Consider the following 17,869-nt stretch of genomic DNA (forward strand, 5'->3'; position numbering starts at 1 on the left):
TTGCCCATGGATCTGGATCCAAGCCTGGGTTCTCACGTTTGAACCGGAGTTCCTCATGATCAGATAGAAAATCACCGCATCGCTGAAACGCGCGGCAATCTGATTGTGAACGCGGTGATGGTTGTCGATGAGGCTGCAGAAATGCTTCCTCCATGTGCTAAGACGATGGACTTGGCAATTGCCAGACCGAGGCCAGTTCCGTCACGGCGTTGACGTGCAGTGTCAACTCTGAAAAATCGATCAAAAATACGTTCCAGATATTCCTCTGGAATGAAATCACCCGTGTTTTCAATTCTCATCAAAACCCAATCGGATTCCTGCGAAATGCAAACATTAATCGATCCATTTGGTGCCGAATGTCGAATGGCGTTGGACATAATATTCCCAATGGCCCGCCTCAACATAAACCTGTCGGCATTCACGATCGCGTCACCTTCAAGGATGAGCCGTAATCCCTTTTCTTCTGCCACAGCATCATAGTAATCAAAGAGAGCTTTGATCTCCTGAGCCAGCGTAATTGACGTGCAGCCTGATGCCGTCAAACTGTTTTCGGACTTGGCTAACAGAAGCATGTCTGAAATCATCCGGGTCATATGATCCAATTCTTCGGCGTTCGATTCAAGAATGCTGCGGTACTCATCGGCACTGCGCATTCGCGTTAACGAGACTTGGGTCTCAGTCATCAGGTTACTGACAGGCGTACGTAATTCATGCGCAATATCTGAAGAAAAATCGGAAAGGCGCTCAAAGGCTTCTTCAAGGCGGGCCAGCATGTCATTGAGTGACTGCGCAAGCTCTTCTAGCTCGAGTGGCACTGAATCTACCTTTACACGTCGATTGAGCTGTTGAGCCGTTACAACCTGAGCTTGATCGCGCATGGCGCGCAGGGGTTGCAGTCCACGTCTCACAGCAGCCCATCCGAGCAAGCCGCTAAAAGCAGCAGCAACTGCGACAAACAGCCATAAGGTTTGCACGAACGACTGCATGTATGCCAGGTGATGCATGATGTCCATGGACGTCGCCACGATGACCTTGACCCCGGGATCAGTACCAATCGACACCTCATCGGCAATGCCCCGATACGACTGCTCACTAGACTGCCACCGGAAAGGTTTGTTCGGGTGATTGGCGGCGCTTGACATGACCAATTCTTTGGGGAAAGTAGCGTCAGGTGTGGAAAAGATCGTCTCGCCCTTTGCGTCATACACGATCAAGTCCAAACCATAGTGGCCGACGAGTGCATCATTTAGAACTTGCGTAATCTGTTGGCGATCACTTGGTGAGTCAAATTTTTCAAAGGTATGACGAGTCAACATCATTTTGGCCGTCAAAACCTCCATATCTTGTTCTTCAAAGTGCTTTTCAACCGTTGAGGAAATGACAAACCCGAGTGTCATTAGAACCACGGTAGAAGTAATCGAAAATAGTAAAGTCAGCTCCAGCGTGATTGATCTTTTTCTGTTCAGGCGCAATCTGGATTCTCCAAAACATAGCCCATTCCGCGAATTGTGCGTATGAGCTTGGGTTCGAAATCGTCATCTACCTTGGCGCGCAAACGTCGCATTGCAACTTCGATCACATTGGTGTCAGAGTCAAAATTCATATCCCACACTTGAGAGGCAATCAACGAGCGCGGCAACACCTCGCCCTGGCGGCGTAAAAGCAATTCAAGTAGTGCGAACTCTTTGGCTGTAAGGTCAATGCGCTTTCCAGCACGGGTAACCCGACGACGCATCAAATCAAGATGCAAATTGGATGCCTCCAAATAGTCCGCGGCAGAAACCTTGGATCCTCTGCGCAAAAGGGTTCGAACACGGGCTAGCAGTTCTGAGAACGCAAACGGTTTGACCAAATAGTCATCGGCTCCGAGCTCTAGGCCCTTCACTCGATCATCAACATGATCGCGGGCAGTCAAAAACAGCACTGGAATGTCCTTGCCTGAGCGTCGAATGCCTGCCAACACCCCCCATCCATCTATGCCCGGCAGCATCACATCCAGTATGACCAAGTCGTAATCTTCAGTGAGTGCGCTGTGTAAACCGTCTGTCCCGTTGCGCAACAGATCTGTGACAAACCCCGCTTCAAGCAAACCTTGTTTGAGGTAATCCCCGGTCTTTTGCTCATCTTCAACTATTAAGATTTTCATGGCGTCCCTTCAATGTTTTCTAATCTGGTGCCATTTTCGATTGCAACAGTCCCGTAGATGTACAGATAACAAGAATGTAATATTCGGCTCATCGAACTGTTAGGTGGCAACGGTCACACTTCATCTTTTACTCATTGCATGTTGATGTGAAAGGAAATGGTTTGACTAAAAATTCAAATGTGAACCGGCGGGAAATGGTCATTGGCGTTCTTGTGTTGCCTTGGGTGGCAGTACAAGCGGCACCTTCGCGTGAGTTGATCGAGGTGTGGAAAACGCCAACCTGTGGTTGCTGTAAGGATTGGATTTCGCACTTGGAAAAAGAAGGTTTTGATGTCAAGACCTACATGGTGAGCGAGTCAGCCAAAACTGCCCAGCGAAGCAAGATCGGCATGCCAGAAAAATTGGGCTCCTGTCATACAGCGCTCGTTAAGGGCTATGTCCTTGAGGGCCATGTGCCAGGACGCGACATCCGTCGCTTGTTAATCGAGCGACCGCGTGCAGTTGGATTGGCGGTTCCGGGTATGCCGGTTGGCTCACCTGGTATGGACGGCCCTGAATACGGGGGCCGTAAAGATCCTTACAACGTTCTGTTGGTTCAGCGCGATGGATCTTCCTCTGTCTTTCATGCCTATTCATGAGCACAAGTCGCGCGCAACAGCAACGGTTCCCCCTATTTTGGTCAATTGTGCTTCGAGCTCGGGAGTGATACATGAAGCCCAATGCGCCAGGTATCCGCACTGGGCGATTGCATCATGTCAGTTACTTGATTGGCTGTAGCTCTGTGACGATCATCTGGCCATTTTCGTGAAGAACCATGAAGCGCACCTTGTCTCCAGCCTTTACCATGTCGAGCATGGACTTGTCTCTGGCCACAAAAACCATGGTCATTGGAGGCATCTCAAGGTGTTTAATCTCGCCATGTTTGATAGTGAGTTTTCCCGTTTCTTTGTCGATTTTTCGAACTTCCCCGTCTGTCAAGCTAGGCTTTGCAGACATATCCATTGTGTTGTGGTCTGGGGACGTCTGGGCAAAAACTGAGCCAAAAAATAGGGACGGCAGGGTTATGGCTATTGCAGCCAGCAAAGGTTTCGTTTGTTTCATGAAGTATTTCCTGAAAAGGTAATAGTCAAAAGACCGATAGCGAGTTGACCTTACTTGGCGGCTACGATGACGCGGCCTTTCATACCTGCCTCGAAGTGCCCTGGGTGCAGACACGCAAAATTGATGGTGTCCGCCTTTGTGAATTGCCATATCACATCTCCCTGCTTGCCCGGTGCCAGACTGATCTTGTTCGGCTCGTCGTGTTCCATATCGGGAAACTTCTTCATGACCTCGTAGTGTTCCAGCAGTTCCTTTTCTGTTCCCAGGCTGAATTCATGTTTGACGCCATCGGTGTTTTTTAAGACAAAGCGGATCGTTTCCCCCTTTTTGACCCGAATTTCAGAGGGTTTGAAGCGCATGCCGTTCATCATCTCCATTTCGATCGTACGGTTGACTTTGGAAGCGACTCCGGGTTTTCCAGTGGGCGAATCACCATGTCCTCCAGCGTGAGATCCCGAGGCCAATGCGGCAGAAGATGCTGCAAGCAATGCGATGGAAACCAGTGTGGAAGACTTCGACAGGAGGAGTTTTGCAAATTTCATGTTTACTTATTTAATGGAGGGTTGATAACGCTGAAAAAATTGAGCGACAAATGGCTTTGGCGGTGTTTTACAGTTAGTGCGACACTCCTTTACCACTGGGCTTGATGGCGCTTGCAGCAGCAGGCGCAGTCTCGGTACTGCCAGTTGGGCGTGCGGTCTGTGGTGTGGTGCCATTCCACTCGTAAGCCACGGTGCCGGCTGGAAACTTGTATGGTCCGGGGTCGCTGTAGTCCCCCTGCTTCTGGTCTTTGCGCACCTTGAACACCGTGAACATGCCGCCCATTTCCAATGGGCCAAACTGGCCTGTGCCGGTCATCATGGGAGCCGTGTTGTCGGGGATGGGCATCTGCATTTCGCCCATGTCGGCCATGCCGCGCTCGCCCATCAGCATGTAGTCAGGTACCACTTTCTGGATCTTTCCGACCAGTCCGCGGTGATCCACACCGATCATCGTTGGTACGGCGTGCCCCATGGCGTTCATGGTGTGGTGGCTTTTATGGCAGTGCATGGCCCAGTCGCCTTCTTCGTCAGCAATCAGTTCAATCTGGCGCATCTGCCCCACCGCCACATCCGTGGTGACCTCATACCAGCGTGTGCTGGGCGGTGTCGGACCACCGTCTGTCCCAGTGACCAGAAATTCATGGCCATGCAGATGAATCGGATGGTTGGTCATGGTGAGGTTACCGACCCGGATGCGAACACGGTCATTCAGCCGCACGTTCAAGGTATCGATCGCCGGAAAGACACGGCTGTTCCAGCACCAGATGTTGAAGTCCGTCATGGTGTTGATCTTGGGCGTTTTGCTGCCAGGTTCTATGTCAAAGGCGTTGAGTAAAAAGCAGAAATCCCGGTTCACCTCGCTGATGTACGGGTGTTTGGCCTTCGGGTGCGTCACCCACATGCCCATCATGCCCATAGCCATTTGCACCATCTCATCCGCGTGGGGGTGGTACATGAAGGTGCCTGGCCTACGCGCCTCGAACTCGTAGACAAAGGTCTTGCCCATAGGAATGGCGCGCTGGGTCAACCCGCCGACACCGTCCATGCCGTTGGGCAAGCGCTGGCCATGCCAGTGGATGGTGGTGTGCTCGGGCAATTTGTTGGTGACAAAAATGCGCACGCTGTCACCTTCCACCACCTCGATGGTGGGACCCGGACTTTGACCGTTGTAGCCCCACATGTTGACCTTGAACCCTGGGGATACTTCTCGTACCACCGGTTCAGCCACCAAGTGAAACTCCTTGACCCCGCTGTTCATGCGCCAGGGTAAGGTCCAGCCGTTTAGGGTGACAACCGGGTTATAGGGTCTTCCCGTGGTAGGGATCAACGGGGGTGCCGTTGCCACCGAAGTCTGGATGACCGGCTCAGGCAAGCCAGCCAGCGCCGAACGCGCCACAGCCAAGCCAGCCACCGATGCGGCAGCCCCTGCAAAAAATTGTCGACGTGAATTGAGATGCATGTTCTTCATTCCTTATTAGTGCGCAGCTGGTGTGGCAGTTTCACCACCACCGCCCAGAGATACAAAGCTTTCTGGTTCACCGCCATGCAACACCCATTGCAAGTCGGCCTCGGCGATCCAGAAGTCGCGCTGCGCACCGATGGCATCAATCACGGCCTGTGATTGATTACGGGATTCACCCAGCAAATCCCAAACGCTGCTCAACATGCCGTTGTAGTGCAGGAGAGTTTCCTCGCTGATGAATTCGCGCGTCTTAAGCAACTCATCCCGCGTGCCTTTGACCAATGCGTGGCTGGCCTGGTATGCGGCCAACGCCAAATCGACGTTGGATTGGTTACGTATGCCTTCAGCAACCGGCAATTGCGCTTGTATCTCCTTTACTTTTTTCTGCCATTCATCGCGTGGCACCAGTTGTGGGGGCACATCTGGCAGGGAATTGGGTAGCGTCACATGCGTGTATTGGCCACTTAAACCCAGTAGCTTTATCAAACCAGCCTGAGCCTGGTCCGCTGTGTATTGGGCGCGTACCAGATTCATTTTGGCGGTTGACTGGGCCAGTTGCATCTGAGTCTGTTGCAGCTTGCTCCAATTGCCCACGTTGACCATGCGCCTGCCCAATTCATTTGCAGCTTCGGTAGCATCCAGGGCTGCACGGTACTGCGCCAGAGCTTGACGTGTGGCAACCGCTTGCAACCAGGCTTTTCGCCCTTGTACGGCCACCTCCAGCACCTCGTCCATACCGTCCACTTTGCGCTGCAGGCTGGGGTCAACTTCAGTCCAGCGGCCCGTCACGATAAGTGCCACAGTGGCCGTGTCAAGACGAGTCAACGACCGAGCCAAATCGCGGTGAGCTCGCCAAGCCTGACGAGTAAGATCTTCTATCGTTAGCAGCTTGAGCCCATTGGCGACCTGCCCTTGTGTTGTCGAGGGCGACTCATTGGCTTGTTCCCATTTGAGTACATCTGCATGGCCTCGCTTGAGTTGCCCCACCGCATCGTTTGCACTTCGCCAGTCTGTGCCCGAGTCGGGAGCAGTCGTCTGTGCTGACAATGTCAATGGAATCGACACGAAACCCAAAACCATAACCGGCCACACATGTTTTATTTTAAGTTTGAGAGTCACTATTTCACTTCCTTTTGATGTGGATCAAATAGGTTTTATTGTGCGGGCTAATGGATGTCATTTGAATGTCTTGAAAATTACATAGTCGTAATGTTCATCAGTGATGTGTTAAATCCGACAATAGAAAACTCACTAAAAAGTGGCGTTGCTTGCACGCACCTGATCAGATCGGGCTGTCATTGAAGCTGTTGGCGTGGGTTGTGTCGGCGAATGCACTGAATGATGTGCAATCACGTCAAGTCGCTTTGAGGCTTCAACTTGCTGCTGACCGATTTGCATAACAGAAGTGACTGTCTGTAGTGCATTAGCTTCTCAGAAGTCCGGGGGGGGATCAAGACCGCGAGCTCTGATCACAAGTGCTTATTTCCGATGTCGGAAAAACCGGTATCGGTGATACCGTTGTTGTCAAACCGGACGACGTAGTCGAAACCGCGCCCAATCGAGCCAGCGTTTCCCACTTTGGGGTGTTTCATGGGTCTTTCGTCCCCCTATCGCGCCCTCATGGACGCACCTATGCCATCAACCACACTCGACTGAGATAGATGTTGGTCAGTGCCAGAGCAGTAAATACCCGTGTCGCATTCTTTTGCAATCCGCGGTATCGCACCTTGCCAAATCCCCACAGCCGCTTGACCACAGCAAAGACATGCTCCACGCGTGAACGGATTTTTTGGATATGTTGCGGTTCTTGGCGCAAATCGCCTCAACGACAACCCCAGCGCGGCGACTGCGCTGATTGGTGAAGTCTTTGGCCTTGGGTGCGGCACTGTGGATCAGCTCCTTCTGGCTGGCATAGGCACTGTCGCCATAGAGGCGTTGCTCGCAGCCATGCAACAAATCTGGCAGTCGGTGTTTGCAATGAATCATGCAAATCACGGGCCAGGTTGGGACTAAATCAGCATTGCCTTAGTCAGAAAGACCGAATAAAGAATGCGGGTGGAGGTGCGACATCTTGTTCTAGGACGCTTTTGTGGCTTCCTGACGCTCCAAGATGTAGATTGCACCCCGAAATTTACTTGCGGGTTTCCGATTTCTTTTGCGTGAAGAGTCTAGCAACTTCGTTACCAGACATGGAGATTGTTTTTCCGTCGCTGGTTTCCATTGATACGCCGTCCTTCATGTAAACGATTTTTCCTAATGAATCTTCCATGGACATCTTGCCGTCCTTGTAATGGTGCATCGTGGTCCCATCCTTGAGTTGCACGGACTGCACGATAGCGGCATCGCCTTTTGAAACATCCGGACCTGCGGCAACTGCCGACAGTGCGGTAGCGACAAGACTCAAGGCGATCAGCGATTTGCGAATAGACATGATAAAACTCCATTTTGATGATTGCGGTGCCCTGTTGAGTTCATCAGTAGGGCTGGTGATGCAACTGCTGCATCACTGGGGTTAATGTAGAACTCGGGTACTGTCAGCAGCATGACCCAGAAATTACAGATATGTAGGATTTGGGTCACAAGCCGAATATCATGGAGTTTTCTTGCTGTCTTGCGTGATCGTGAAACGCGGGCAGAATTAACAACACCCACCCGCCAGGTCATCCAAAATTGGGCAGTCAGGTCGTTCATTGTCTGGGCAATGTGTTAGCAGCGAAGCCAAGGTCCGTTGCATGGACTGCATGGCCTCAATGCGTACGGCCAAGTCCTCAACATGCTTTTGTGCAACGCGTTTGACACTGGCACTGGCACGCGTTCGGTTGCGCCACAATCCCACCAGTTCCGCAATCTCGATCATGGAAAACCCAAGTTCCCGCCCGCGTTTGATGAACTGCAGAGTGCGCACATCTGCCTCGCCATATTGACGGTAACCGCTGTCTGTACGTGCCACTGGAGCCAGTAAACCCAGTCCTTCATAGTGCCTGATCATCTTGGCCGACACCTTGGAAAGACGCGCTGCGACACCAATTGTCACCGGCCAAACGGTGCCAACCAAGTCAGCAGTGACCTTTATGTCAGCTTTCATTGGACGACGATATAGCCTTCGTCCGTGATGGCCTTGGAAATCAGTTCAGGCGCACACGTGGAAACCACCTCCACCTTATTGAGGTGTCGATCAATCGTCACTTCGGCTTTTGGATCAATCCCTTTGACGGCACGAGCGACTGCTTTTTCACAATGGCCACATGTCATGCCCGTGACGGTGAAAGATTGGTTCATAAAAACTCCTTTTAAACATTGGAAAGCATAGCTTGAAGCCTCCCACCATGGGAAGGTCAAGGGTTAGAAGCATGGAATCTTTGTGCTTGACCTTGCCATGGTGTCAAGGATTACGCTTGCCGGCATGACTACTTATCCAACACAATCAATCGTCACTACTATTTCTGAACCAGTGGACATAGGCATAGGGGGCATGACTTGCGCCTCTTGCGTTTCAAGAGTCGAAAAGGCGCTCAGAAAAGTGCCGGGTGTTCAAGATGCCACTGTCAACTTGGCCACCGAGTCGGCCCGCATTTTGGCAGCACCAGGTGTGCACATGCAGGCGCTCCTGCGCCGCGCCGTGCGCGACGCAGGCTACGAACCTCGGACCGCCGAGGCGGGTCTAGATGCTCAAGAAGCTTCACCTTGGTCGGGCTTTATGCCTGTGGCCATAGGACTGCTTCTGTCTATGCCGCTGACTGTTCCCATGCTGGGTGACCTGTTCGAACAGCACTGGATGCTGCCCCCGTGGTGGCAATTTTTACTGGCAACACCCGTACAGTTCGGCCTTGGCGCACGCTTTTACAGGGCGGGGTTGCACGCACTCAAGGCCCGAACCGGCAACATGGACCTGTTGGTATCTATTGGCACGACAGCAGGTTGGGCGTTGTCGGTGTGGTTGTGGTTGACGGCCGAAGCAGGTGCCGTGGTTCATCTTTACTTCGAAGGCTCAGCGATTGTTATCACGCTTGTGTTGCTGGGCAAGTGGCTCGAAGTCCGTGCCAAGTGGCAAACAACCTCCGCCATACGCGCCCTCCATGCGCTACGCCCCAACATGGCTCATCTGCTGGGGCTGGACGGCGAAGTGGATGTTCCCGTGGCTGAGGTGCTTGTCAGTGACAAACTGGTGGTCAAGCCTGGCGAACGTTTTCCGGTTGATGGAACGCTGTTTGAAGGGCATACCGAGGTGGACGAGTCCATGCTCACAGGCGAGCCCCTTCCCGTAGCCAAAGACGTGGGCACAGCCCTCACAGGTGGCTCAATCAATGGCGAAGGGCGTATCGTGATGCAGGTCGGCGCAGTAGGCAACGAAACCGTGTTGTCCCACATCATCCGGCTGGTGGAGGACGCGCAAGCTGCCAAAGCACCGATCCAGCGGATGGTGGATCAGGTCAGTGCGGTATTTGTTCCAGTGGTTCTGGTGCTGGCAGTCGCCACTCTGCTGGGCTGGTGGCTGACAGGGCATTCGTTTGAGCTCGCAGTGATTCGCGCCGTGGCTGTGCTGGTGATTGCATGCCCCTGCGCATTGGGCCTGGCTACACCAGCAGCCATCATGGCGGGCACTGGCGTGGCTGCTAAGCATGGCATTTTGATCAAGGATGCCCAGGCCCTTGAGTTGGCCCACAAGGTTGATGTGGTTGCGTTTGACAAAACTGGCACGCTGACAGTAGGTAGACCCAAATTGACGAGCCTGTTCCCGTTGCATGGGATCTCCGAGGACGAAGTGCTGCAGATAGCAGCAAGTGTGCAAAGCGGTAGCGAGCATCCACTGGCGCGTGCTGTGGTGGCAAGAGCTCAAGAGTGTGGACAAGTGTTCGAAGCTCCCGAGAGTGTTCGCTCAATCGCCGGTCGAGGCACCGAGGGTGCGGTGGGTGCGCGCAATTTCTTGATTGGTAGCCTGAGATGGATGGAAGAACTCAATGTTGACACCCTCGCAGTGAAAGCGCGGACTGTCGAGTGGCAGAGCCAGGGTGCCACTGTTTCTGCGATGGCTGAGCGCACGGCACAAGGCTTGACTCTGCGAGCAGTAATGGCGTTTGGAGATGAACCCAAGCCAGGAGCGAAGGAAGCGCTCGCCACGTTGCGGCGACGCGGTATCAAAACCGTGATGATTTCCGGTGACAACCAAGGTGCTGCCGAAGTTATGGCACGTCGCCTTGGCTTGCGACCAGAGGACGGTGAAGTCATGGCGGAAGTGCTGCCAGGCGAAAAGGCCGCCAGGGTCATTGCCCTCAAAGAGGGCGGTTATACCGTTGCCATGGTGGGCGATGGAGTTAACGACGCTCCTGCACTTGCCGTTGCGGATGTTGGCTTTGCAATGGGCAACGGCACCGATGTTGCAATGCACGCAGCAGGGATCACCCTCATGCGAGGCGATCCCACGCTAGTCGTTGCCTCGCTGGATATTTCAGATAAGACCGTTGCCAAAATTCGTCAAAATCTATTCTGGGCGTTTGCCTATAACGTTGCAGGCATTCCTTTGGCGGCGTTCGGCTTTTTAAGCCCAGTCATGGCCGGTGCCGCAATGGCTTTGAGCTCGGTCAGCGTAATGAGTAATGCACTGCTACTAAAGCGTTGGAAACCGGACAAACAATAGGTTTTTATGCTGCGCAAAGCTGCTCTTCACACCTGCATATTCATGACATCTGTATATGCCTGGACAACCCTGTTGCGTACCTGCAAGGTCGCCTGAAACGCGACATTTGATTTAACACCTGCCAACATGGTTTGCTCAAGGCTAACGGTTGGATTTTCGAGGGTGAACGCCGTGGTAAGTCGCCCAGACTCTTTTTGAAGATTGCTTGTTGAACTCAAGGCCTGCACCAGAGCATCCTGAAATCCGGTTTCAGATGAACCCTGACTTTTGCGGAGCGGTGGATTTAGATCCACGACAGCACGTATTAATTCGGGTGACTTGATTGTGAGGTTCATGAGCATGCCTATAGGCTGCAAATCGGCTGAGTTGAGGGCAAGTGCCCAACCGCCCAGTGCGCACGGCACTGGGCTCTAATGCGGGCAAAACCTCTTGGGTACGCCTGCACCGGTCAGTACCCTAGTTGCGGTTGTGTTTATAAATGCCTTGGGCCAGCTTAGCTACCTCGTCTCCTTTCATGGTGATCGATTGACCGTCTGCTGTTTCCATCGTTGTGCCTTCTTGCATGCGCACGGCTTTTCCGAACTGACTTTCCATGGCCATCTTGCCGTCTTTGAACTGATACACAGTTGAGCCGTCCTTGAGTTGGGTGGACTTCACGACATCGGTGTTGTCCAAAGCGAAAGCCGACAAAGCGGGCAACACAAGACTCAGAACCAGAATGGATTTACGAATTGACATGATAAAACTCCTTCAAGATGATTGCAGTTCTCCCCGAAGTTTCTCGGGGACTGGTGACGCAACTGCTGCATCACTGGTGTTAATGTAGAAGTCCAACCCCAACAAAGGCATGACCGCAAAATTACAAAAAGGACGCCTAAAGAAAGTTTTCGGATCACATTGACGGGTTCTGAAAAACGACATCAAGCATCGCGAACGTTTTCCGGTTGATGGAACGTTGTTTGAGGGGCATACCGAGGTGGACGAATCCATGCTCACTGGCGAGCCCCTTCCCGTAGCCAAAGACGTGGGCACAGCCCTCACAGGTGGCTCAATCAATGGCGAAGGGCGCATCGTGATGCAGGTCGGCGCAGTAGGCAGCGAAACCGTGTTGTCCCACATCATCCGGGTGGTGGAGGACGCGCAAGCTGCCAAAGCACCGATCCAGCGGATGGTCTATCAGTTCAGCGCGGTATTTGTTCCAGTGGTTCTGGTGCTGGCAGTCGTCATTCTGCTGACATGGCATTCGTTTGTGTGTGGTGAGTAATGCACTACAGTTAAAGCGATGGAAGGCTGCACAGTGAAGCGTGGAAGTGGTGACGAAGTGCTCTTGAAATTTTGCAGAACATGACACCCCATGTGCCTGGCGAACCACTAAAGCCGAGCAGATCGCAACCGCAGTGCATTGCCAATAACCGACACCGAACTAAAGCTCATTGCCAAGGCAGCAATCATAGGTGACAGTACCCAACCGGTGAAGGGATAGAGGACCCCAGCAGCCACGGGGATGCCCAGTGCGTTGTACAGGAATGCAAACATCAGGTTCTGTTTCATGTTGCCGACAGTGGCATTTGAGAGTGCCAGGGCGATAGAAATGCCACGCAAATCCCCCTTGACCAGAGTGACCTGAGCGCTGTTCATTGCCACATCAGTTCCCGTTCCCATTGCAATTCCCACATTGGCTTTTGCCAGGGCCGGGGCATCATTGATGCCGTCACCCGCCATGGCCACGATACGGCCGTCCTTTTGCAGCTGCTCGACCAAATTGAGTTTGTCTTGAGGCTTGACCTCCCCATGTACTTCATCGATGCCGAGCTTTGCGCCAACTGCTTTGGCCGTGGTCAGACCGTCACCCGTTGCCATCACAATGCGGATGCCTGATGCCTTGAGTGTCCTGAGGGCCTCCATCGAACTGGTCTTGATGGGATCGGAGACCGCGAGCAATCCGGCGAGCTTTCCATCAACGGCAAGGTGCATGACGCTGGCACCTTCGGTCCGCAGGGCTTCAGCCTGTCCTTTCAACTCATCCACCGCAATCTTCATTTGCTGCATCAGAGTAGTATTTCCCAAGACCAAATGTTTTCCTGCAACTTGGCCTTGCACACCAATGCCAGAGCCTGATTCAAAGTTCTCTGGCTTTTCCAATATGAGTTTGCGATCACGCGCGGCGGTCACAATGGCTGCCGCCAAAGGATGTTCGCTTCCCTGATCAAGGCTTGCGGCAAGACGCAAAACTTCGTCAGCTTCGTACCCAGCACTCGGCACCGTCTTTTCAAAACTTGGGTGCCCTTCTGTCAGAGTACCGGTTTTATCGATGATCAGGGTGTCGATCTTGCGCAGGTTTTCAATGGCTGCGGCGTCGCGAAACAGTATTCCCTGCGTCGCCCCTTTCCCAGTGGCCACCATGATCGACATGGGTGTGGCCAGCCCCAGTGCGCAGGGGCAAGCGATGATCAATACGGCGACGGCGTTGATCAATCCGTACACCCAGCTTGGCTCAGGACCCCAAAGCCCCCAACCAATGAAAGTGAGCATGGCGATGCTTACAACTGCCACGACAAAGTACCCAGCGACCTCATCCGCCATGCGCTGCATCGGAGCCCTAGAGCGTTGGGCCTGTGCGACCATTTGAACGATTTGGGACAGGACGGTGTCAGACCCGATTTTTTCAGCCTTCATCACCAACGCGCCACTGGTGTTCAGCGTTGCACCAATGATCTTGTCGCCCACGCGTTTGGTAACAGGCAGAGGTTCGCCAGTCAACATGGACTCATCGAGTGCACTGCTGCCTTCAGTGACGATGCCATCGACTGGAACCTTTTCGCCCGGGCGCACCCGCAACAAGTCACCCAGATGAACATGCGAGAGTTCAATGTCCTCCTCGGTGCCATCGGTTTTCACACGGCGCGCCGTTTTTGGTGCCAGTCCCAGCAGCGATTTGATTGCCGCTGAAGTCTGGGAACGCGCCTTGAGTTCCAGCATTTGCCCCAAAAGTGTCAGTGAAATGATGACCGCAGCCGCTTCAAAATAGACAGCCACCCGGCCCATGGAGATGAATGAATCCGGAAATACACCTGGCACAATGGTCGCCACCACGCTGTAGAGGTACGCTGCTCCAGTGCCAAGACCAATCAATGTCCACATATTGGGACTGCGGTTCATGACGGACTCTGCACCGCGTACAAAAAACGGCCATCCCGCCCACAGGACGATGGGCGTTGCCAGCGCAAATTCGACCCAACTCTGCACCGTCATATCCATCCACTGCAGGCGATGGCCCACCATCGCCAGCACAAAAACCACGGCAGTGAGAGGCAGCGTCCACCAAAAACGCCGCTGAAAGTCTTGCAGCTCTGAATTTTCCTCATCATCGAGCGCAGGCATCAGGGGTTCCAGCGTCATCCCACATTTCGGGCAGTTGCCTGGATGATCCTGGCGAATTTCGGGGTGCATGGGGCAGGTGTAAATCGTCCCTGCAACCGTTGGTGCAGCGGCCGTTTTGGCAGTGGGTTCCCCCATGTACTGCATGGGAGCGGCATCGAATTTCGTTTTGCACTTGGGGCCGCAAAAGAAGAACGTACGACCCATATGCTTGGATCGGTGAAAGGACTGGTCCGTCACCGTCATACCGCACACGGGATCCTTCAGAGCCTCAGTGCTGCCTTTTTCGGTGCTATTGTCTGCTTGAGGCACAGCGCTCCCGGCGCCATGGTGGTGCGCATGCGCGTGTTCGTCGTGTTGGTGGGTATTCATAGTATTTCTGCAATGTTTGTCAGGTCAACAAGACCGGGGCATCGGGAAGCTCGTTAACGCGCGCTTCCTGCGCTGGGAAATACGCTCCGATCAGGTTGGCAAGTGCCGCAATGCCCTGCAATGCGCCGGCTTGGAACGCGGCACTGGAAAACGCCTTTTGCATGTCATGGCAGATGGCGGCCCAAGTTTCATTGCCAGCTTTGGCATGGATTCCCCGGTCTGCAACGATTTCAACCGCATGGTCTGCCAGCAAAACGTAAATCAGGACACCGTTGTTGTGCTCGGTGTCCCAGACTCGCAGTTGGGAGAACACTTCAAGGGCGCGCTCGCGCGAGGATTGGCCCTTGAGCAAGCGCATGCCGTCCAGACCACCTTCCACGGCAAATCGAATCTCGCCGCCATGCTGTTGTTCGCTGGACTGGATCGCTTGCTCTATGGCGCGCAGGCTCTGTGGCGTGAAGGCCCGGTGCAACTGCCAATCGGTAAACAGCAGGTGTCGCATAAAACGCTGGATATGCATGGCTACCACCTTCCCGACGCGCCGCCGCCGCCGAAACCACCACCGCCACCCCGGAATCCGCCACCGCCGAATCCACCTCGACCACCACCAGAATAGCCTCCGACGCCACGAAGCAGTGTGCCTGCTCCAATCAATGTGACAAACATGGAAGCAATACCGGCCAAGATGGCATAAAGCAAGGTCCCAATCAACATCCAGGCAAGGCCAGTCACGATGGCCCCCGTGATCAAGGACCCACCAAACTTTCCAACGACATGGCGCAGCACACCGCCAACTCCCAGGGCCACAATGAACAGAAATGGCACGAACTGCCGAAGACTCTGATCGTTCCCTCTTGGGTTGCTCTGGGTTGCCGGTAGAGGTTCACCATCCACCACCTGCATGATCTGCGCCGTGCCGGCTTGCACACCGCCGTAGAAATCACCTTGCTTGAAGCGCGGCACGATGGTCTCGCTGATGATGCGCTTGCTGACGATGTCTGACAGTGCGCCTTCCAGGCCATAGCCCACTTCGATGCGTACGGTGCGATCGTCCTTTGCCACCACCAGAATGACGCCGTCATCTACCTTCTTGCGCCCCAGCTTCCATTGCTCGGCCACCCGCAAGGCATATTGCTCAATGCCTTCGGGCAGCGTGGTGGCAAGCATCAGCACGGCCAACTGTGTGCCCTTGCGCGCTTCAAAAGCTGTCAATGCTTGTTCGAGCTGGGCTTTCTGCTCCTGCGTGAGCGTGCTGCTCCGGTCGGTGACGTGTCCCACTAGGGGAGGCACTGCGACCTGTGCATCGGCAAGTCCTGGAACGAACAATGCAAACGTCAGCCAGACAGCAAGACACCCGCGGTGCATCGCCCCTTTGATGGTCATTTTGTGACTCCGGATGCCGCGCCTTGTGGCGCAGCCGCTGGGCGGTCAAAGCTGACGGACGGTGGCTTGGAGATTTCCTTCTCGTTCTCCACCGTGAAATTGGCTTTTTCTTTGTATCCAAACACCATTGCAGTCAGATTCGATGGGAATGACCTCACCGTCACGTTGTACTCCTGAACTGATTTGATGTACCGGTTGCGGGCGACCGTGATGCGGTTTTCTGTGCCCTCCAGCTGCGCCTGCAAATCTCTGAATGCCTGGTTGGCTTTGAGATTGGGGTAGTTCTCGGATACCACCAGCAGGCGCGACAGGGCTCCCGACAATTGGCCTTGTGCCTGTTGGAACTTCTGAAAAGCAGCAGGGTCGTTGATCAGCTCAGGCGTCGCCTGTATGGACGTTGCCCTTGAGCGCGCCTCGACCACTTTGATCAACGTGTCTTGCTCAAACTGGGTCTCGCCCTTGACGGTGCTGACCAGGTTGGGCACCAGATCCGATCGACGCTGATACTGGTTCAGCACCTCCGCCCAGCTGGCCTTGATCTGCTCGTCGGTGCTCTGAAAGCTGTTGTATCCACAGCCCGTCAACCCAAGGATCGCGGCAGACATGATGAAGATGAGAAGTTTGCGCATTTTTTGTGCCTCCGATATAAATGAAATATGCCAGCGTTATGCGCAGCAGCAGGCGACTTTGTTATCCAGGCTGCTCTGGCACCCAGATGTCTTCGAGAATCCAGAAGAGACCACACGCGTGCGGCCACTTGCCAGGTCCACCTCCACACGAGTTACACCAGGAACAGCTTGCAATGCTGTCGTGACATGTTTCACGCACGATTCGCATGTGATGTCGTGAACCCTCAAATCACCTTCGATTCCCTTTTTTCTATTTTGCGAAACAATCCCAGTAGCTCCACATGGCTCAGCCACCAGATGTCGCAGACGACTGATGAAAGTGCGGAAAAAAACGTGGCGTCTGCTGGGCGTAACGCGTATACATCTCGCCAAATTGCGACCGCATCTCTGCCTCTTCGGTGACTGCCAAGCGCCCATACATCGTTAGCAAGACTGGAAACATCAACAGGGTTAACAAGGTCGGCCATTGCAATAGGAAGCCAAAGAGAATCAGGACAAAGGCCACATATTGCGGATGACGGATACGGGCGTAAGGTCCCGCCGTTGCCAATACGTGCCTGCGTTGGGCGTGGTACAGCACATTCCAAGCACTCGACAACAGGTAGAAACCCAGGCCCAGGAAGATATAACTCGCAATATGAAGAGGCCCCCAATGCGGATCACCCTTTTCGCCCAGCAGTGTGGACCATAAATGTCCAGCGTCATGGGTCAGGATGTCCAAGCCAGGGTATTTGGTTTGCAACCAACCGGACAGAAGATAGATGGTCAATGGGAACCCGTACATCTCCACAAACAGGGCCACGATAAAGGCAGAGAACGCACTAAACGTTCTCCAATCCCTGGCCGTTGCGGGTTTGAAGAAGCTGTAGCCAAACATGATGAAAATCGCTGAATTGAAGATCACCAACGTCCACAACCCATAGGCAGGTTGATCATGGCTCATGCTGATTCTCCCGGCCGCGGATTGCTCGATTTGCTGGAATCATCAATGGGTGGACCGCCACCTTGACCGTGACCATGAGCTCCGTGTCCGTGGTGCATGAAGACATGCATCAAGGGACATGCCAACAAGAGCAGCCAGGGCAAAGCTCCTGCAACATGAGCCAGGTGCTCCGTCAACAAGTAATACGCAGCTGCTGCGCCAATCACCAATAGTCCCACGGCGTATCGGGAACTCCAAAAGCTTGGCGGTTGGTCTGGGGTTTCATGGTCATGGTCCAT

Annotated in this window: 22 protein-coding genes and 2 pseudogenes; 4 read left to right on the forward strand and 20 right to left on the reverse strand. The window is 53.8% G+C overall.

The window, feature by feature from the left end:
* Positions 1-71: 71 nt before the first annotated feature.
* Together RF819_RS00355 and RF819_RS00360 are read right to left on the reverse strand one after the other, a co-directional pair.
* Entirely contained in the window at positions 72-1,472 is a 1,401-nt protein-coding gene (locus tag RF819_RS00355; RefSeq protein ID WP_078363142.1) for a heavy metal sensor histidine kinase, read from the reverse strand.
* A complete protein-coding gene (locus RF819_RS00360; protein WP_078363143.1) occupies positions 1,463-2,146 on the reverse strand; it encodes a heavy metal response regulator transcription factor in 684 nt (227 codons plus the stop codon). Before RF819_RS00360 ends, RF819_RS00355 begins: the two co-directional genes overlap by 10 nt.
* A gap of 194 nt (positions 2,147-2,340) precedes the next feature.
* Here RF819_RS00360 and RF819_RS00365 point away from each other — a divergent pair, with 194 nt between their 5' ends.
* Positions 2,341-2,784, forward strand: coding sequence for a DUF411 domain-containing protein (locus RF819_RS00365; protein WP_078363144.1), 444 nt, complete (start codon positions 2,341-2,343; stop codon positions 2,782-2,784).
* A gap of 121 nt (positions 2,785-2,905) precedes the next feature.
* Here the strand turns inward: RF819_RS00365 and RF819_RS00370 are convergent, their stop codons facing one another.
* From RF819_RS00370 to RF819_RS21590, 6 genes and pseudogenes are all read right to left on the reverse strand, one after another.
* Positions 2,906-3,247 (reverse strand): copper-binding protein, encoded by a 342-nt coding sequence (locus RF819_RS00370; RefSeq protein ID WP_078363145.1) that lies wholly within the window; start codon positions 3,245-3,247, stop codon positions 2,906-2,908.
* A 50-nt stretch (positions 3,248-3,297) separates the two neighbouring features.
* Positions 3,298-3,789 (reverse strand): cupredoxin domain-containing protein, encoded by a 492-nt coding sequence (locus RF819_RS00375; protein ID WP_078363146.1) that lies wholly within the window; start codon positions 3,787-3,789, stop codon positions 3,298-3,300.
* Positions 3,790-3,862: 73 nt separating this feature from the next.
* Positions 3,863-5,248 (reverse strand): multicopper oxidase family protein, encoded by a 1,386-nt coding sequence (locus RF819_RS00380; RefSeq protein WP_078366690.1) that lies wholly within the window; start codon positions 5,246-5,248, stop codon positions 3,863-3,865.
* A gap of 15 nt (positions 5,249-5,263) precedes the next feature.
* Entirely contained in the window at positions 5,264-6,370 is a 1,107-nt protein-coding gene (locus tag RF819_RS00385) for a TolC family protein (protein WP_143541538.1), read from the reverse strand.
* A gap of 350 nt (positions 6,371-6,720) precedes the next feature.
* The gene (locus RF819_RS21845; RefSeq protein ID WP_274610609.1) at positions 6,721-6,843 is read right to left on the reverse strand and encodes a hypothetical protein; all 123 of its coding nucleotides are present in this window, start codon (positions 6,841-6,843) and stop codon (positions 6,721-6,723) included.
* Positions 6,844-6,881: 38 nt separating this feature from the next.
* Positions 6,882-7,037: pseudogene (locus RF819_RS21590) on the reverse strand (transposase); the annotation flags it as partial.
* On the opposite strand from RF819_RS21590, the gene RF819_RS21595 reads away from it, so the two are divergent.
* Positions 7,028-7,264, forward strand: a complete 237-nt coding sequence (locus RF819_RS21595; RefSeq protein WP_242473019.1) for a hypothetical protein — start codon at positions 7,028-7,030, stop codon at positions 7,262-7,264. The pseudogene RF819_RS21590 and the gene RF819_RS21595 sit on opposite strands and share 10 nt — an antisense overlap.
* A gap of 118 nt (positions 7,265-7,382) precedes the next feature.
* Here the strand turns inward: RF819_RS21595 and RF819_RS00395 are convergent, their stop codons facing one another.
* The 3 genes from RF819_RS00395 to RF819_RS00405 all read right to left on the reverse strand — a co-directional run bounded on the left by RF819_RS00395 (position 7,383) and on the right by RF819_RS00405 (position 8,530).
* Complete coding sequence (locus RF819_RS00395) at positions 7,383-7,682, reverse strand: CopK family periplasmic copper-binding protein (RefSeq protein ID WP_078363148.1); 300 nt, start codon at positions 7,680-7,682, stop codon at positions 7,383-7,385.
* A 207-nt stretch (positions 7,683-7,889) separates the two neighbouring features.
* Positions 7,890-8,336, reverse strand: a complete 447-nt coding sequence (locus RF819_RS00400) for a MerR family DNA-binding protein (RefSeq protein ID WP_078363149.1) — start codon at positions 8,334-8,336, stop codon at positions 7,890-7,892.
* Positions 8,333-8,530 (reverse strand): heavy-metal-associated domain-containing protein, encoded by a 198-nt coding sequence (locus RF819_RS00405; protein ID WP_078363150.1) that lies wholly within the window; start codon positions 8,528-8,530, stop codon positions 8,333-8,335. The genes RF819_RS00400 and RF819_RS00405 overlap by 4 nt, the downstream gene beginning before the upstream one ends.
* 124 nt (positions 8,531-8,654) lie before the next feature.
* Between RF819_RS00405 and RF819_RS00410 the strand changes: the two genes are divergently transcribed.
* Positions 8,655-10,886, forward strand: a complete 2,232-nt coding sequence (locus tag RF819_RS00410) for a heavy metal translocating P-type ATPase (RefSeq protein ID WP_078366691.1) — start codon at positions 8,655-8,657, stop codon at positions 10,884-10,886.
* A gap of 26 nt (positions 10,887-10,912) precedes the next feature.
* On the opposite strand, the gene fliE is transcribed toward RF819_RS00410, so the two are convergent.
* Positions 10,913-11,221, reverse strand: coding sequence for a flagellar hook-basal body complex protein FliE (gene fliE / locus RF819_RS00415; protein WP_078366692.1), 309 nt, complete (start codon positions 11,219-11,221; stop codon positions 10,913-10,915).
* A 121-nt stretch (positions 11,222-11,342) separates the two neighbouring features.
* Positions 11,343-11,624 (reverse strand): CopK family periplasmic copper-binding protein, encoded by a 282-nt coding sequence (locus RF819_RS00420; protein ID WP_078363151.1) that lies wholly within the window; start codon positions 11,622-11,624, stop codon positions 11,343-11,345.
* 193 nt (positions 11,625-11,817) lie between these two features.
* Here RF819_RS00420 and RF819_RS00425 point away from each other — a divergent pair.
* A pseudogene (locus RF819_RS00425) lies at positions 11,818-12,126 on the forward strand (P-type ATPase actuator domain-containing protein); the annotation flags it as partial.
* A gap of 131 nt (positions 12,127-12,257) precedes the next feature.
* On the opposite strand, the gene RF819_RS00430 reads toward RF819_RS00425, so the two are convergent.
* The 7 genes from RF819_RS00430 to RF819_RS00460 are packed head-to-tail and all read right to left on the reverse strand — an operon-like array spanning position 12,258 to position 17,869.
* Positions 12,258-14,636 (reverse strand): heavy metal translocating P-type ATPase, encoded by a 2,379-nt coding sequence (locus RF819_RS00430; protein WP_078363153.1) that lies wholly within the window; start codon positions 14,634-14,636, stop codon positions 12,258-12,260.
* 19 nt (positions 14,637-14,655) lie between these two features.
* Complete coding sequence (locus RF819_RS00435; RefSeq protein WP_078363154.1) at positions 14,656-15,156, reverse strand: TPM domain-containing protein; 501 nt, start codon at positions 15,154-15,156, stop codon at positions 14,656-14,658.
* 2 nt (positions 15,157-15,158) lie between these two features.
* Entirely contained in the window at positions 15,159-16,019 is an 861-nt protein-coding gene (locus RF819_RS00440) for a TPM domain-containing protein (RefSeq protein WP_274610610.1), read from the reverse strand.
* On the reverse strand, positions 16,016-16,648 hold the full coding sequence (locus RF819_RS00445) for a LemA family protein (RefSeq protein WP_078363155.1): 633 nt from the start codon (positions 16,646-16,648) through the stop codon (positions 16,016-16,018). The genes RF819_RS00440 and RF819_RS00445 overlap by 4 nt, the downstream gene beginning before the upstream one ends.
* 36 nt (positions 16,649-16,684) lie before the next feature.
* Complete coding sequence (locus RF819_RS00450; RefSeq protein ID WP_244899848.1) at positions 16,685-16,942, reverse strand: heavy-metal-associated domain-containing protein; 258 nt, start codon at positions 16,940-16,942, stop codon at positions 16,685-16,687.
* Positions 16,935-17,591 (reverse strand): methyltransferase family protein, encoded by a 657-nt coding sequence (locus RF819_RS00455; RefSeq protein WP_078363156.1) that lies wholly within the window; start codon positions 17,589-17,591, stop codon positions 16,935-16,937. The genes RF819_RS00450 and RF819_RS00455 overlap by 8 nt, the downstream gene beginning before the upstream one ends.
* Complete coding sequence (locus RF819_RS00460) at positions 17,588-17,869, reverse strand: DUF2933 domain-containing protein (protein ID WP_078363157.1); 282 nt, start codon at positions 17,867-17,869, stop codon at positions 17,588-17,590. The genes RF819_RS00455 and RF819_RS00460 overlap by 4 nt, the downstream gene beginning before the upstream one ends.

The organism is Rhodoferax fermentans, from assembly GCF_002017865.1.
Lineage (GTDB): Bacteria > Pseudomonadota > Gammaproteobacteria > Burkholderiales > Burkholderiaceae_C > Rhodoferax > Rhodoferax fermentans.

Excerpts from the sequence above, each read along its gene's own strand:
- RF819_RS00360 (WP_078363143.1), bottom strand. The coding sequence starts at position 2,146 with ATGAAAATCTTAATAGTTGAAGATGAGCAAAAGACCGGGGATTACCTC.
- RF819_RS00365 (WP_078363144.1), top strand. The coding sequence starts at position 2,341 with ATGGTCATTGGCGTTCTTGTGTTGCCTTGGGTGGCAGTACAAGCGGCA.
- RF819_RS00370 (WP_078363145.1), bottom strand. The coding sequence starts at position 3,247 with ATGAAACAAACGAAACCTTTGCTGGCTGCAATAGCCATAACCCTGCCG.
- RF819_RS00375 (WP_078363146.1), bottom strand. The coding sequence starts at position 3,789 with ATGAAATTTGCAAAACTCCTCCTGTCGAAGTCTTCCACACTGGTTTCC.
- RF819_RS00380 (WP_078366690.1), bottom strand. The coding sequence starts at position 5,248 with ATGCATCTCAATTCACGTCGACAATTTTTTGCAGGGGCTGCCGCATCG.
- RF819_RS21845 (WP_274610609.1), bottom strand. The coding sequence starts at position 6,843 with ATGAAACACCCCAAAGTGGGAAACGCTGGCTCGATTGGGCGCGGTTTC.
- RF819_RS00395 (WP_078363148.1), bottom strand. The coding sequence starts at position 7,682 with ATGTCTATTCGCAAATCGCTGATCGCCTTGAGTCTTGTCGCTACCGCA.
- RF819_RS00400 (WP_078363149.1), bottom strand. The coding sequence starts at position 8,336 with ATGAAAGCTGACATAAAGGTCACTGCTGACTTGGTTGGCACCGTTTGG.
- RF819_RS00405 (WP_078363150.1), bottom strand. The coding sequence starts at position 8,530 with ATGAACCAATCTTTCACCGTCACGGGCATGACATGTGGCCATTGTGAA.
- RF819_RS00410 (WP_078366691.1), top strand. The coding sequence starts at position 8,655 with ATGACTACTTATCCAACACAATCAATCGTCACTACTATTTCTGAACCA.
- fliE (WP_078366692.1), bottom strand. The coding sequence starts at position 11,221 with ATGAACCTCACAATCAAGTCACCCGAATTAATACGTGCTGTCGTGGAT.
- RF819_RS00420 (WP_078363151.1), bottom strand. The coding sequence starts at position 11,624 with ATGTCAATTCGTAAATCCATTCTGGTTCTGAGTCTTGTGTTGCCCGCT.
- RF819_RS00430 (WP_078363153.1), bottom strand. The coding sequence starts at position 14,636 with ATGAATACCCACCAACACGACGAACACGCGCATGCGCACCACCATGGC.
- RF819_RS00435 (WP_078363154.1), bottom strand. The coding sequence starts at position 15,156 with ATGCATATCCAGCGTTTTATGCGACACCTGCTGTTTACCGATTGGCAG.
- RF819_RS00440 (WP_274610610.1), bottom strand. The coding sequence starts at position 16,019 with ATGACCATCAAAGGGGCGATGCACCGCGGGTGTCTTGCTGTCTGGCTG.
- RF819_RS00445 (WP_078363155.1), bottom strand. The coding sequence starts at position 16,648 with ATGCGCAAACTTCTCATCTTCATCATGTCTGCCGCGATCCTTGGGTTG.
- RF819_RS00455 (WP_078363156.1), bottom strand. The coding sequence starts at position 17,591 with ATGAGCCATGATCAACCTGCCTATGGGTTGTGGACGTTGGTGATCTTC.
- RF819_RS00460 (WP_078363157.1), bottom strand. The coding sequence starts at position 17,869 with ATGGACCATGACCATGAAACCCCAGACCAACCGCCAAGCTTTTGGAGT.